Origin of the sequence: Roseibium algae, from assembly GCF_037783265.1 — a bacterium.
GTDB lineage: Bacteria > Pseudomonadota > Alphaproteobacteria > Rhizobiales > Stappiaceae > Roseibium > Roseibium algae.
The window spans coordinates 77,116-90,223 of the sequence record NZ_JBAKIA010000013.1 but is presented as its reverse complement, the minus strand read 5'-3'; the positions used below and the strand labels follow the sequence as shown (position 1 = coordinate 90,223).

Sequence of the window (13,108 nt, the reverse complement as noted above, 5' to 3'; positions counted from 1 at the left end):
TGTCAAAATGGCGCCAGAATATCCTTTTTCGCTATGGTCCGTGCGGGGTTAGCATTGTGATTGGCATGGGTTTGGATGTCTGCGGGCGATAGGTGACGGCAGGGTCTTGCACTATGCTATTTACCGGCTAAATTGCGCCGCATATCGTTTGGCTGCAGAGCGGCTCCCACACACAACTTCGAACGGATTTTCATTCCATGGCGCATGGTGATATCAAAAAGGTCGTGCTTGCCTATTCTGGCGGCCTCGACACCTCCATTATCCTGAAATGGCTGCAGACCGAATATGGCTGCGAAGTGGTGACATTTACCGCTGACCTTGGACAGGGCGAAGAGCTGGAGCCAGCGCGCCAGAAGGCTGAGCTGCTCGGCATCAAGGAAATCTATATTGATGACCTGCGCGAAGAGTTCATGACGGACTTCGTGTTCCCGATGTTTCGGGCCAACGCCGTTTATGAAGGCGTTTATTTGCTCGGTACATCGATCGCCCGTCCGCTGATTTCAAAGCGCTTGATCGAAATTGCTGAAGAAACCGGCGCTGATGCGATTGCTCATGGCGCAACCGGCAAGGGCAATGATCAGGTCCGCTTTGAACTGGCTGCCTACGCGTTGAACCCGGACATCAAGGTGATTGCACCTTGGCGTGACTGGACGTTCAAGTCCCGCACAGACCTGATTGAATTTGCCGAACAGCATCAGATCCCGGTTTCCAAAGACAAGCGCGGCGAGTCCCCGTTTTCTGTTGATGCGAACATGCTGCACTCGTCTTCTGAAGGCAAAGTCCTTGAAGATCCGAACGAGGAAGCACCAGAGTATGTTTTCCAGCGCACAGTAGATCCGACAGCAGCTCCGGATGTCGTGACCGAGATCGAAATTGGCTTTGAAAAGGGTGACATGGTCTCGCTGAATGGCGAAAAGCTGTCCCCGGCGACGTTGTTTGCCAAGCTCAATGACCTTGGTCGTGACAATGGCATCGGGCGTCTTGATCTGGTCGAGAACCGTTTTGTTGGCATGAAGAGCCGCGGCATTTATGAAACGCCGGGTGGAACCATCCTTTTGACGGCGCACCGTGCCATTGAATCCATCACACTGGATCGTGGTGCCGGGCATCTCAAGGATGAGATCATGCCGCGCTACGCCGAGCTGATCTATAACGGCTTCTGGTTCTCGCCAGAGCGCGAAATGCTGCAGGCCTTGATCGACAAGAGCCAGGAGCATGTTACCGGGACCGTTAAGTTGAAGCTCTACAAGGGCAATGTAATGGTTGTTGGCCGTGCATCACCTTATTCGCTTTATGCTGAAGAGCTGGTGACGTTCGAAGACGATCACGGCGCGTATGATCAGAAAGATGCAGCGGGCTTCATCAAGCTGAACGCTCTGCGTCTTCGGACACTGGCCAAGCGCAATCGTCTGGGTTGATTTCAGCCTTATAAAAGCTATTTAAAGGGCGCCATCAGGTGCCCTTTTTGCTTTCTAGTTTGCTTTTGTGTGCTTCTAGCCAGTCAGATGTTCGTCTAATCCTGTGCTGCGTCAGTGATCAACAAATCGAAAGAGTTAAGTCATGCAACGTTGGTTTGGTCTTGCGATTTTTGTCTTTGCCGTGGTTGGTGGAGGTCTTTTGATTGGGGCGAACAATCTGCCCGGTGATTGGTATCTCGGCCTTGTAAAGCCTGTATTTACGCCGCCAGGCTGGCTGTTTGGACCTGCATGGACGACGCTTTATGTCCTGATTGCAATTGCTGGATGGCGGACCTGGTCACGCACCGGTCATAGCGCTGTCTTTTCGGTCTGGGCGCTTCAGATGGGGCTGAATTTCATCTGGAGCCCGGTTGTCTTCGGGCTGCATAATCTAGGGCTTGGACTGGCAATCGTGCTTGCGATGCTGGTGACGATCCTGGTGTTCATCCGTATGACTTGGGGACCGGACCGAACAGCGGCGCTTTGTTTTGTGCCTTATGCGCTGTGGGTGGCGTTTGCCAGTACGTTGAATGCAAGTCTCTATTTATTGAACTGATCGGCGAAAACCGAGCGTCAGTCAGTGAGTTTCACGATCTCGTTTTGCCCTTCGCAAGTCAGAAGCGTGTCTTCTGCTGTCCGGCCATCACCTAATGGCGCATCAGGCCAGATCTCCGCAAGAGGCACCAGCACGAAGGCGCGTTCGCCCATGCGTGGGTGCGGGATGGTGAGATTTTCTTCGTCGACGGTCTCAGTGCCGTAGATCAGCACGTCAATGTCGATTAGACGTGGCCCCCAGCGAATGTCGCGGACCCGGCCAAGCTCCCGCTCGATTGTGAGGCAGCGTTCAAGTAGATCACGCGGTGAGAGAGACGTTTCCACTGTGATGCAGATGTTGCGATAGTCGTCTTGCGGCACCGGCCCCCAAGGCGGGGTTTTGTAGCCTGACGAGCTTGCAAGGACTTTGATCCCGTCGCTCATGTTTAATTTGGCTATGGCGGCATCAAGGTTGACTTTGGGATCGCCCATATTGGAGCCAAGGCCTAGAGCTGCGCGGGTGGTGGAGATCATTTGGAGGTTTCCTTCGGTGCAGCGTGTTCCAAAGTCGTAGCAGCGAGAATGCAGGCTGCATCGACATGGGGCCGAACGTCATGCGCACGCACGATGGCGGCGCCTTTCTGCATGGCCAGCAGATGGACTGCCATGGAACCAAAGAGCCGGTCGTCGGTCTCTACATTCAAAACCGCACCAATCATGCGCTTGCGGGAGGCTCCGGCCAGAATTGGCAGGCCGTGTTTCTTCAGGGTGTCGAGGCGATTCAGAACGAGAAAATTCTGGTCGATGGTTTTGCCAAAGCCAAACCCGGGATCTAGGATCTGTTTGTCTCTTGGGATGCCTGCCTGGTCGGCCAGTTCCATGGAACGCTCGAACCAGCGGTCTATGTCAGCCAGAATGTCGATATTCTGATCTGCTGTTTCCCGGTTGTGCATCATGATCACATGAGCGCCGGTCTCGGCTGCAGTGTCTGGCATTTGCGGATCTTTCTGCAGACCCCAGACATCATTGATGATCACGGCGCCTTCGGCACAAGCACGATGGGCGATTCCAGCTTTGTAGGTGTCGATGGAGATCGGTACGCCGAGTTCGGCAATTGGTGTCAGAACAGTTGCAATGCGCGTCCACTCATCTTCCAGCGAGAGCGGCACCGAACCTGGGCGTGTACTCTCTCCGCCAATGTCGAGAATATCGGCCCCTTCTGCGATCATCTGCGCTGCATGATCCAGAGCGGCTTTCTCTGTATTATGCCTGCCTCCATCGGAGAAGCTGTCCGGTGTGATATTCAAAATGCCCATCACGTGAGGACGGCCTGTTCGGGCAAGGTCTGGCAGTGTGTAGCTGGATGAGCGCGGCATTGTTCAAGGCGATCCTTTGCATGTGATCGGCTGTGTGCCGTTTTGCTGAGCTGGGGTCAAGGCGGTTGCTTTGACAAGCGTCATGAAAAATTCGGGAAGTGGTCATGAGACTGCGACTTGTCTGTCAAAAAAGTTGAGGCAAGTAGGCCCTGCAGCCACGGGAGTAGCATTGTGTTCTCCCTCAGCCCTGGAGCCTTGTATGTCTTCGCAGTTGTCTCGTCGTCGCTTCTTAAATTCGTCCGTTGCCACGGGCCTTGCCTTTTCCTCCGGTCTTGCCCTTCCTGGCATTTCCCGAGCGTCTTCCCGTCCGGTTGTCACCCATGGCTTGCAGTCAGGGGATGTTGATGCCAATTCAGGGATGATTTGGGCGCGGACAGACCGCCCAGCTAAAATGCTTGTGGAATATGATACGACCGGGTCATTTGAAAACCCAACACGTCTCGCGCCGATTAACGCTTTTCCGGACAGTGACTTTGCTGCAAAGCGTCTCTTGGAAAACTTGCCGTCCGATCAAGAAATTTTTTACCGGGTGGCGTTTGCCGATTTGAATGATGCCAATGCGATTTCCGAGCCGGTGAAAGGCCGGTTTCGCACGGCTCCAGGGTCACGCCGAAATGTGAAATTTGCCTGGTCTGGCGATACGGCTGGTCAGGGGTGGGGGATCGATACGGCGCGCGGCGGCATGAAAACCTATGCAACGATGCAAAAGCATTCGCCTGATTTCTTCATCCATTCCGGCGACACCATCTACGCTGATGGCGCCATTCAGGCTGAGGTTGAACTGAAAGACGGCACGATCTGGAAGAACGTCGTGACTGAGGAAAAGTCCAAGGTTGCCGAGACGCTGGACGAATATCGCGGTCAGTGGAAATACAATTTAATGGACGAGAACCTGCTTGCCTTTAATGCAGAGGTTCCAACATTCTTTCAGTGGGATGATCATGAGGTTGTAAACAACTGGTCATCGTCCAAGGATTTGACGGCTGATGATCGTTACACCGAGAAAAATATTCAGGTCTTGGCAGCACGCGCGGCTCAAGCCTTTCATGAACTGACGCCGATCCGTTATACGCCCGCTGAGCCTGGGCGCGTATATCGCAAGATCGCCTATGGTCCCTTGCTTGATGTTTTCTTCCTGGATTTGCGGTCTTACCGAGGTCCGAATGGCGAGAGCATGGAGGCAGAGATGACATCGACTTCCCGGGTTCTGGGAGCTCAGCAGCTGGCTTGGTTGAAGCGTGAACTTGGAAATTCCAGAGCTACCTGGAAGGTAATTGCCTGCGATATGCCGATTGGCCTTATCGTTTGGGATAATTGGAAAGAACAAGCTGGTGCGGAAGGCGTCGCAAATGGCGACAATGGTGCACCAAAGGGCCGCGAGCTTGAGTTTGCTGATCTTTTGCGCTTCATCAAGGCGGCCGATATCGACAATGTTGTCTGGCTGACTGCCGATGTTCACTATACGGCGGCGCATTACTACAATCCGGACAAGGCCCAGTTCCAGGAGTTCAAGCCATTTTGGGAATTCGTTTCGGGACCAATTCACGCCGGAACCTTCGGCCCAAATGATCTGGACATGACTTTTGGCCCTGAAGTGAAATACGTCAAGGCGCCGACACAGGACCAAGGTGCAAACCTACCACCGACCATGGGCCTGCAGTTCTTTGGCCTTGTCGATATTGATGGCGTCAGCGAACAGCTGACTGTTCGGCTAATGGATCGCGATGATGTCGAACTGCACAAGGTGACGCTTGACCCAGTACGCGGTGCTTGATCAGCAGATTTTAGGCGGCATTTGATACGAGACGGCGGGGCTCAAGCTGCGCCGTCCGAAAGGACTTACTCAGCTGGCTTGATCACCTTTGGTGTCTTTAGGCCAAAGAGCAAATACAGCGCGACGCCGAACACTGGCATGGCGGGAATAACGATTGCCATGCCAAGCAGAGGATCTCCGATGGCAGCAATGATGAGGCTGCCTAAAATGCCGCCGCCGAATTGGAGGAAGCCCATCATGGCTGATGCAGCGCCTGCGATTTGCGGGAAATCGCTCATGGCCGAGGTAAATGTCGCTGGCAGGATGAATGCAACGGAAAAGGCGAACATGCCGACCGGGATCATAACGGAAAGGTAACTTGGCTCGAAAACACGCAGGGATGTCGCCATGACCAGCGATGCGATGACCATGCCTGCCAATCCGAAAGGCAGGACTTTCATAGCATCAAGGGTTTTGAGAAGACGTCCTGTTATGAGTGTGCCTGTAATGAAACTGAGGGATTGCGCCATCATGCCAACGCCGAATTGAGATGCGGTTAGCCCGACTTCATGGATCAGCACGAATGGCTGAACCGTCGCCATGGCGTAGATGTTGCCAAGAGTGAAGGCCAACAGCAGGCTTGGGCGCAGAAATCGGACGTCCTTCAGCAGCGTCATGTAATTTGTTGCAAGACGGGAGGGATAAATGTTTCCGATCGACCGATGATCGTTGGTTTCGGGCTGAAAAATGACAACGGCGACTATCAGCGCGGCACCATAGACGATCATGCAGAAGAAGATCTCATGCCAGCTGAACAGATCAAGGATGACCCCACCGAGTGTCGGGGAAATCGCCGGACCGAGAGCTAGCATGGTTCCTATGGTATTCATGATCCGTGCGGACTGTTGACCGGTGTATTGGTCTCTGACAATCGCCCGCGATACAGCAACCCCTACTGCTGCTCCAACGCCCTGAAGCCCGCGTGCGATCATCATCGATGAGACATCGGGTGCAAGTGTCGCCATGACAGTCGAGACCATGTAGAGGCTCAGGAATATGAGGGTGATCGGCTTTCTGCCAAATGCATCGGTCAACGGCCCGCACAGCAATTGCGTGAAGGCAAAACCTATGAAATAGACCGTCAGCGTCAGCTTGATCATAGATTCGGTGGTGCCGAATTCGGTGGCCAGCGTCGGCATCGCAGGTGTGTAAAGCGCCATGGTGATTGGGCCGATTGCCACCAGGGCGGCTCCAATCAACGTTGTGCGGCGCGGGCTCATGAGAGCTTTGGCTGGCGTGATCATTTCTCGGAACGCCCATGATCACGATTGAGCAGGTTCTCTTTCATTGATCCCAACAGGTGTTCCAGATCTTCGCATTGCATTTCTGTCATGCCAGCCAGAGTTTCCGCGCGCACTTTCAGCGTCACCACATCAATTTTTTGCAGGATGTCATCGGCAGCATCGGTCAATGTGATCTGCTTTGCACGTCGGTCAGCCGGGTCGATGGTGCGTGCGATCAGCCCTGCTGTTTCCAGTGAATCGAGATACCCGACCAGGGTCATCGGCTCCACATTCATGCGTTCTGCCAGCATTGTCTGGCGAAGCCCCGGATTCCGCCAAACATATGCTAGCGTTCGCGATTCAGCGACGGTCAACCCAGTGTCTACTTGGCTAAGAGCCAACTCAAAACGCTTGCGGAGCAGGCGGGCGATGTCGACGATCATGAGCGTCACACCGTCCCCTGAAATAGGAGGCTTCATCTGGGTCTCTTATGGTAAGGTTTCCTTACTATATGGGTGCGAAGCTAACCATGTCAAATGCAAGGTGTCTCTTCGCATTGCACATAAGCCATGTTCAGACTATACAGGGCCAAATTTCGGCCATCAGGCTGAATTCCACACAGCGAAAGCCAAGACACCTGCTGCGAGCCATTTCGGCTCGCACATGTCTTTTGGAGCATGAAATGAACCTGCGCAATATAGCCATCATCGCACACGTCGATCATGGAAAAACGACCCTCATCGACGTTCTGCTGAAGCAGTCCGGCGCTTTCCGCGAAAACCAGCGGACCGAAGAGCGTATGATGGATTCCAACGATATCGAGCGTGAGCGTGGGATTACGATCCTGGCAAAGGTGACATCGCTGGTCTGGAAAGACACACGCATCAACATCGTTGATACACCCGGTCACGCCGATTTCGGCGGTGAGGTCGAGCGTATTCTGCATATGGTCGATGGTGTCATCTTGCTTGTTGATGCCGCTGAAGGCCCAATGCCACAGACCAAGTTCGTTCTTGGCAAGGCTCTGAAGCTTGGTCTTAAGCCAATCGTCGCGATCAACAAGATCGACAAGCCAGAGCAGCGTGCTGACGAAGTGCTTGATGAGGTCTTTGATCTCTTCGCGTCTCTGGATGCGAACGAAGAACAACTCGACTTCTCCGTCCTGTATGGATCTGCCAAGCAGGAATGGATGGCTCTTGAGCCAGAGGGACCTCAGGATAACATGGATCCATTGTTGGACATGGTGATTGAAAAGGTCGAAGAGCCGACGTCCGAGGAGGGTTCCTTCAAGATGCTGGCAACCACGATCCAGTCCGATCCGTTCTTGGGTCGTATTTTGACTGGCCGTATTGCTGCTGGCACAGCCACACCGAACATGGCTGTCAAGGCGCTGTCGCGGGATGGCAAAACGGTTGAAACGGGGCGTATCTCCAAAATTCAGGCTTTCCGTGGTCTTGAGCGGACTGCAATTGAACAGGGCGATGCTGGCGATATCATCTCCATTGCAGGTCTGACCAAGGCAACAGTTGCTGACACCATCTGCGCGACTGATGTGACTATTCCAATTCAGGCACAGCCGATTGATCCGCCTACGCTGTCCATGACTTTCCGCGTTAACAACAGCCCGCTAGCTGGTAACGAAGGCTCCAAGGTTCAATCACGGGTTATCCGTGAGCGCTTGATGAAGGAAGCTGAAGGCAACGTCGCGCTGAAGATTGAAGAAACTGCAGAGCCGGATGCATTCATCGTTTCGGGTCGCGGGGAATTGCTTCTCGCAATCTTGATCGAAAACATGCGCCGTGAAGGCTTTGAGCTTGGTGTTGGTCGTCCGCGCGTCGTGTTCCAGAAAGACGATGACGGCAAGTTGCTTGAGCCGATCGAAGAAGTCATCATCGATGTTGATGATGAATTCTCTGGTGCGGTTGTTCAAAAGCTGCAGGAACGCAAAGCTGACCTTTTGGAAATGCGTGCTTCCGGCGGTGGTCGCAGCCGTCTGGTGTTCTTGGCACCGACACGTGGTCTGATCGGGTATCAGGCTGAGCTGATGTCTGATACACGCGGGTCTGCGATTTTCAACCGTTTGTTCCATGGCTATGCACCGCACAAGGGTCAAATCCAGGGACGTCACACTGGTGTTCTGTTGTCCAATGGCGATGGTGAGGCTGTTGCATTCGCGCTTTACAACCTTGAAGACCGTGGTCCGATGATGATCGAACCGGGCACAAAGGTGTATCAGGGCATGATTGTTGGTGAGCACACACGCGGCAACGATCTTGAAGTCAACGTTCTGAAGGGCAAGCAGCTCACCAACATGCGGTCTTCGGGCAAGGATGATGCTGTCAAGCTGACAACCCCTATCCGCCTGAGCCTGGAAGCTGCTCTGTCCTACATTGCAGATGATGAGCTGGTTGAAGTGACACCGGAATCCATTCGTCTCAGGAAGTTCCTTCTGGATCCAAACGACCGCAAGCGCGTTAGCCGTGCAGCCAACAAAGGCGCGGTTGCCGGATAAGCCTTTTTGAGGGTATGAATTTAGAGAGCGGGCGTAAGCCCGCTCTTTTTTTGTTTGATGCTTTTTTGAAGCCGCGGTACATGTTTACTTAATGTAAAGCTTTATTAACTTTTTCTTGCCACGCTTCTTGATGTTGCGGCCAGAATGGCCGCTACGCAGAAAGCAGGCCAGGAGGCCGTTATGCCAACGACGATCGAAAGGCCCCCAGCGGCCAACGTCGTGGCGCATGCGACAGAATACCCGCCGGATCCGGAACGCCGGAAGCAGGAGCGGGAAGAGCACAGTAGGAATGAGTCGCGCGCGCAGCGTCATGAAACTGAAACAGGGTCTCCCAGTGAGGCACCTGCCGTTCTTGTTGATGCCGATCACCGTGAAGATCATTTGCTGGACGGTGTTGCGGCCTATCGGGCTGCGGCGCAGCACGTGCTCGAGCCTGAAAGATCTAAACCGGCAGGGCCTATTCCATACAAGTCTCGAGACTATCAAGCCGCTGAAACAGTGCGCCATGCCTATGAAGATCACGGTGGTCAGGATGAAACCCATCGCCTGAATGTCTCGACCTGATCGGATACGCGTGAACCAAACTGCGATAGCGACCGATCCTTGATGGATCGACGCACGGCAACCGCTCGAAAGCGAGGGTCTGTTTTGTGGGCTTGCCGCGCTCTCGGGTTTTTCGTATGTCAGCTCATATAAGTAATTTCCTGTATGCGGAAGTTATCCATCCGGTCAGTTTTTTGGGAAGTATGGCGTGCTCGATACAATTCTCGGCCTTGCTGCGGCTAATTTGCTGTCGCCACTTATCCTGTTCTTCGTTCTAGGCCTTGTCGCTTCCCTGTTGCGCTCGGACCTGTCCATTCCCGAGGCTGCTGCAAAAGCCATGTCGATCTACCTGCTCTTTGCCATTGGCTATAAGGGCGGTGTGAGCGTCAGCGATCATGGGGTGGATGGTGGTCTTGTACTGACTTTGGTCGCCGGGCTTCTGCTTTCGTTTATTCTACCAGTTGTTGCCTTTGGCCTTCTTAAGGTCATGACCGGCCTCAGCCGGGTCGATGCGGCAGCGGTGGCAGGTCATTATGGCTCAATATCGATCGTCACCTTTGTGGCGGCAACGTCTGTTCTGCAAAGTCAGGGTATCGCGACCGAAGGGTATATGGTGGCTGTTGCTGCGGGCATGGAGGCCCCGGCGATCCTGTCCGCCTTGTGGCTTGCAACTCGTGGTCAAACTTCTGATCAAGGTACCGAGGGTGGCTTCTGGCGGGAAATTTTCCTGAACGGTTCTATTGTGCTTCTCATTGGTTCCTTCGTGATTGGCTTGATCACGGGACCCAAAGGCCTTGCTGACATCGAGAGTTTCATTGTTTCGCCGTTTAAAGGTGTGCTTTGCCTGTTCTTGCTTGATATGGGGCTGGTTGCCGGCCGAGGTCTGCGAACAAGCGGTAATATACTGCGACCCGGTCTTGTGCTTTTTGGTGTGGTCATGCCGTTGGTCGGATCGGTGTTCGGGTTTGTTGTCGCGGTGCTGCTGGGACTTTCTCCCGGCGGTGCTATGTTGCTGATGACCTTGTCTGCCTCGGCTTCCTATATCGCGGTTCCAGCTGCCATGCGGGTTGCCTTACCGGAAGCGAACCCGTCGATCTATCTGACCTTGTCACTCGGGATTACCTTTCCTTTCAATTTGACAATCGGTATTCCGCTATATCTGACAATGGCCACAGCGTGGGGAGGATAAAATGATTGAAACGAGCGATGCAAAGCGGGTTGAGATCATCATCGAAAGTCCTATGGAACAACGGCTTACAGACGCCTTGAACGCGGCGGGTGTGACTGGCTATACGGTGTTGCCGGTTCTGGGTGGCAGTGGGCGGTCCGGCCGTTGGAGCCGCGAAGGCCAGGTGTCTCGTGCTGGCGGCATGGTTGCCGTCATCTGTATCATCCGGGAGGAGCTGCTTGAGGATCTTCTTGATGCTGCTTTCAAAGTCGTGAAACGACATATTGGTGTGGTTAGCGTGACTGATTGTCAAATTCTGAGAATAGAACGGTTCTAAACCCCTGTTGGCATTGGTGTTTGGTTTCTTCTATAAGCACTTGAACATTCTTAATTGTTGATCACGGAGGCCAAATTTTGACGTTCCCTGAAAGTCTGTTGACCGGCTATGGCCAATACGTTGAAAAAGGCTTCGTGCGCTACAAGGAAACGCATGAGCATCTGGCTATTTATGGCCAGGAACCGAAAGCCATGGTCATTTCCTGCTGTGATAGCAGGGTGACGCCCGAAGGCATTTTCCATGCGGGGCCGGGTGAGCTCTTTGTTCTTCGCAACGTGGCTAATCTTGTGCCGCCTTTCGAAGAAACAAATGGTCAGCACGGCACAAGCGCCGCGATTGAATATGCTGTTACAGCGCTCAATGTGAACCACATCGTCGTGATGGGCCATGCCAAATGCGGCGGCGTGCAAGCGTTCCGGGAAAATGCAAATGCGCCTGCGCTCAAAGGCGACTTCATCGGCCGATGGATCAAGCTCCTTGAGCCTGCTGCGATCTCCATGGCCTGTATGCCGGTCGACAAATTGGATGATCCGCAGCTCGCCATGGAATATGCCGGTGTGCGCCAGTCCTTGAAAAATCTGATGACATTCCCCTTTGTCAGCAAATTCGTTGAGGCAGGAGAACTGGCCATTCACGGGGCCTGGTTTGACATTGGATCTGGTGAGCTTCGTGTGATGGATCCAAGTACCCAGACTTTTGAGGTCGCAAACGCAGCTGTTGCGTCCAAGTAGCCGCAGGGCTGATTTTATGCCGATACGGGCATTTTACTCATTACACGTTTGCGAATGGGCTCTGCTGGTGGGAGATCACGTAGGGTTGCGTGATGCGGGGACTTGATGCAGGTCGGGTCCGTGGCTGCGGCGTCGCCCGTCATAGCAAATGCCTGGCAGCGGCACCCACCGAAGTCTATTTCCTTGCGCTCGCAGGACCGACAGGGTTCGGGCATCCAGTCGAAGCCGCGATAGCGATTGAAGGCCTCTGAGGTTTCCCAAATGTCCTTGAGTGGTTTGTCCGTGACCTTGTCGAAGGACAGGGTCGTGATTGACTGGGCCGCATGGCAAGGCAAGGCCAGTCCCTCTGGGGTCACCATGAATGCATCGCTGGCCCATCCGCCCATGCAGGGTTTTGGATAGTCCGCATAATAGTCGGGCGTGACGAAATCGATGTTGAGTATGCCGGTCAGTTCTTCGCGTATTTTTTCGACATAATCGACCTGTCGCATGACTGAATCATAGTCAGGTAACAGAGCTGCGCGATTCAGATAGGCCCAACCGTAATATTGCACATTGGCAATCTCGAGCCGTTCTGCGCCAAGCTCCAATGCCAGATCAACATATTCGGGGACTTCCTGAATGTTCAACTTGTGAATTGGCGCATTGATAGTGAGTGGCAACCCAAGTTCGCGCACCCAGGTTGCGGCCTGTCGCTTTTTTTTATGGGCGTTCTTGTAGTTGCCGACAAGCTCAGTTGTTTCAGGCCGGGCGCCTTGAAAACTGACTTGCACGTGATCGAGGCCTGCCCCCGCATAGCCCGCAATCTTGTCTAAGGTCAGGGTGACCGCCGCCGTGATCAAATTTGTGTAAACGCCACGCTGGCTGAGACAGGCGATGATTTCGTCCAGATCCTTGCGCAGGGTTGGCTCGCCGCCCGACAGATGTACCTGAAGAATGCCGAGGTCCGCTGCCTGTTCGAACGTGTCGATCCAGGCTTTGGTGCCGAGTTCCCAGTTGGCTTTGAGCAGCTCAACAGGGTTGGAGCAATAGCCGCATTGCAATGGGCAGCGGTGGGTCAGCTCTGCCAGAATGCCAAGGGGTGGGCCAATAAGAGGTGTTGTCATTGGCGCACCTCACAGTGGATGAGCAGCTTGTCGCACCACTCTTGCAGAAAACCCAGAACGTCAGGTCTGATCTGGTCCTGGGGGGCGTCATAGTCTTTTGCCAACCCGTCAACGATCTCAGTGACAGTGGCCTGGCCATTGCAAAGGTTGAGAATATCGACGCTGATATCATCCGGCCAAAGCACTTTTTCCGGCGCCAAGACAACCCATTTGCTGCGGAGGTCGTCAAATCGCAGATGCACATGGGGCGGCAAAAAAGGGCAACTGTCCTTGGTGACCTGAAGGCGGCTTCGTCCATGGTTCATCAT

14 protein-coding genes are annotated in these 13,108 nt (G+C 53.9%); 8 read left to right on the top strand and 6 right to left on the bottom strand.

The genetic code is table 11. The features are described 5' to 3' along the window. Window positions 1-197: 197 nt before the first annotated feature. Both V6575_RS17120 and V6575_RS17115 read left to right on the top strand, forming a co-directional pair. A complete protein-coding gene (locus V6575_RS17120; protein WP_340276070.1) occupies window positions 198-1,418 on the top strand; it encodes an argininosuccinate synthase in 1,221 nt (406 codons plus the stop codon). A gap of 142 nt (window positions 1,419-1,560) precedes the next feature. Beyond that, the gene (locus tag V6575_RS17115) at window positions 1,561-2,013 is read left to right on the top strand and encodes a TspO/MBR family protein (RefSeq protein WP_340276068.1); all 453 of its coding nucleotides are present in this window, start codon (window positions 1,561-1,563) and stop codon (window positions 2,011-2,013) included. Window positions 2,014-2,030: 17 nt separating this feature from the next. Here the strand turns inward: V6575_RS17115 and folK are convergent, their stop codons facing one another. After that, window positions 2,031-2,525: a 2-amino-4-hydroxy-6-hydroxymethyldihydropteridine diphosphokinase gene (gene folK, locus V6575_RS17110; RefSeq protein WP_340276066.1), complete on the bottom strand. Its 495-nt coding sequence runs from the start codon at window positions 2,523-2,525 to the stop codon at window positions 2,031-2,033. Continuing rightward, window positions 2,522-3,367 carry a dihydropteroate synthase gene (gene folP / locus V6575_RS17105; protein ID WP_340276064.1) on the bottom strand — a complete coding sequence of 282 codons (846 nt, stop codon included), beginning with the start codon at window positions 3,365-3,367 and terminating at the stop codon, window positions 2,522-2,524. The genes folK and folP overlap by 4 nt, the downstream gene beginning before the upstream one ends. Window positions 3,368-3,566: 199 nt before the next feature. On the opposite strand from folP, the gene V6575_RS17100 reads away from it, so the two are divergent. Further along, window positions 3,567-5,141: an alkaline phosphatase D family protein gene (locus V6575_RS17100; protein WP_340276062.1), complete on the top strand. Its 1,575-nt coding sequence runs from the start codon at window positions 3,567-3,569 to the stop codon at window positions 5,139-5,141. A 65-nt stretch (window positions 5,142-5,206) separates the two neighbouring features. Here V6575_RS17100 and V6575_RS17095 read toward each other — a convergent pair whose 3' ends face one another. Both V6575_RS17095 and V6575_RS17090 read right to left on the bottom strand, forming a co-directional pair. Further along, window positions 5,207-6,424, bottom strand: coding sequence for a multidrug effflux MFS transporter (locus V6575_RS17095; protein ID WP_340276060.1), 1,218 nt, complete (start codon window positions 6,422-6,424; stop codon window positions 5,207-5,209). Then, on the bottom strand, window positions 6,421-6,882 hold the full coding sequence (locus V6575_RS17090) for a MarR family winged helix-turn-helix transcriptional regulator (protein ID WP_340276058.1): 462 nt from the start codon (window positions 6,880-6,882) through the stop codon (window positions 6,421-6,423). Before V6575_RS17090 ends, V6575_RS17095 begins: the two co-directional genes overlap by 4 nt. A 203-nt stretch (window positions 6,883-7,085) precedes the next feature. Here V6575_RS17090 and typA point away from each other — a divergent pair, with 203 nt between their 5' ends. The 5 genes from typA (at window position 7,086) to V6575_RS17065 (ending at window position 11,694) form a co-directional block, all read left to right on the top strand. Then, a complete protein-coding gene (gene typA, locus V6575_RS17085; protein ID WP_340276056.1) occupies window positions 7,086-8,915 on the top strand; it encodes a translational GTPase TypA in 1,830 nt (609 codons plus the stop codon). Between the two features lie 180 nt (window positions 8,916-9,095). After that, window positions 9,096-9,479: a hypothetical protein gene (locus tag V6575_RS17080; protein ID WP_340276055.1), complete on the top strand. Its 384-nt coding sequence runs from the start codon at window positions 9,096-9,098 to the stop codon at window positions 9,477-9,479. Between the two features lie 187 nt (window positions 9,480-9,666). After that, complete coding sequence (locus tag V6575_RS17075) at window positions 9,667-10,647, top strand: sodium-dependent bicarbonate transport family permease (RefSeq protein WP_340276053.1); 981 nt, start codon at window positions 9,667-9,669, stop codon at window positions 10,645-10,647. A gap of 1 nt (window position 10,648) precedes the next feature. Further along, window positions 10,649-10,963 carry a DUF3240 family protein gene (locus V6575_RS17070; RefSeq protein WP_340276052.1) on the top strand — a complete coding sequence of 105 codons (315 nt, stop codon included), beginning with the start codon at window positions 10,649-10,651 and terminating at the stop codon, window positions 10,961-10,963. A gap of 77 nt (window positions 10,964-11,040) precedes the next feature. After that, a complete protein-coding gene (locus V6575_RS17065) occupies window positions 11,041-11,694 on the top strand; it encodes a carbonic anhydrase (RefSeq protein ID WP_340276051.1) in 654 nt (217 codons plus the stop codon). Between the two features lie 14 nt (window positions 11,695-11,708). Here V6575_RS17065 and pqqE read toward each other — a convergent pair whose 3' ends face one another. Both pqqE and pqqD read right to left on the bottom strand, forming a co-directional pair. Continuing rightward, window positions 11,709-12,800, bottom strand: coding sequence for a pyrroloquinoline quinone biosynthesis protein PqqE (pqqE, locus tag V6575_RS17060; protein ID WP_340276050.1), 1,092 nt, complete (start codon window positions 12,798-12,800; stop codon window positions 11,709-11,711). After that, window positions 12,797-13,108, bottom strand: coding sequence for a pyrroloquinoline quinone biosynthesis peptide chaperone PqqD (pqqD, locus tag V6575_RS17055; RefSeq protein WP_340276049.1), 312 nt, complete (start codon window positions 13,106-13,108; stop codon window positions 12,797-12,799). The genes pqqE and pqqD overlap by 4 nt, the downstream gene beginning before the upstream one ends.